Origin of the sequence: Chryseobacterium sp. SN22 (assembly GCF_008329705.1) — a bacterium.
Classification (GTDB): Bacteria; Bacteroidota; Bacteroidia; order Flavobacteriales; family Weeksellaceae; genus Chryseobacterium.
This window is the reverse complement of the sequence record NZ_VTSX01000064.1, coordinates 1-473: the sequence shown is the minus strand read 5'-3', so window position 1 is coordinate 473 and position 473 is coordinate 1. Positions and strand designations below refer to the sequence as shown.

General features: G+C 28.3%; 1 protein-coding gene. It reads left to right on the top strand.

Annotation, left to right across the window (positions count from 1 at the left end; all coding sequences use genetic code 11):
• Positions 1-87 precede the first annotated feature (87 nt).
• On the top strand, positions 88-297 hold the full coding sequence (locus FY557_RS19970; protein WP_149248978.1) for a hypothetical protein: 210 nt from the start codon (positions 88-90) through the stop codon (positions 295-297).
• Positions 298-473: the final 176 nt, after the last annotated feature.

Sequence of the window (473 nt, the reverse complement as noted above, 5' to 3'; positions counted from 1 at the left end):
ATTTAACATAATAAATTTTTCAATAAAAAGTGATTAAACCTATTGTATGTACCACATTTTTTATTTTACTTTGAAGTGTTGAAACTGATGCGCAAAAGTTTAGACGAAATTTTAATAATAAAAATTTATCACAATGAAAAAGTAATTTTATTAGCAGGAATTTTGGTAGCAGGAGCTATAAGTGCAAATACAATTTCTGCAAAATATGAAAGTGATGGAAAGTCAGAAAATAAGAAAGAATCATTTTCAAAAGAAAAAAGGAAGTTGTTTCAAAAGATAAGAATAAAACAACCTTAAAAAATAAAGCAACAAAAAGAGTACAATGTGCGACAGTGGTTGTAACTTGTACATCAGCTTATACCTGTCAGGATTGGACAGCAGATCAATGCATTAACTGGGGACAGCAGATTCAAAACAATTATTGTATGTATGATAGCCCATATACTCCTTAGTTATTTTATAACTGAATCAAG

Bases quoted from the DNA above. Each gene is read 5' to 3' on its own strand.
- FY557_RS19970 (WP_149248978.1), top strand. From the start codon at position 88: ATGCGCAAAAGTTTAGACGAAATTTTAATAATAAAAATTTATCACAAT.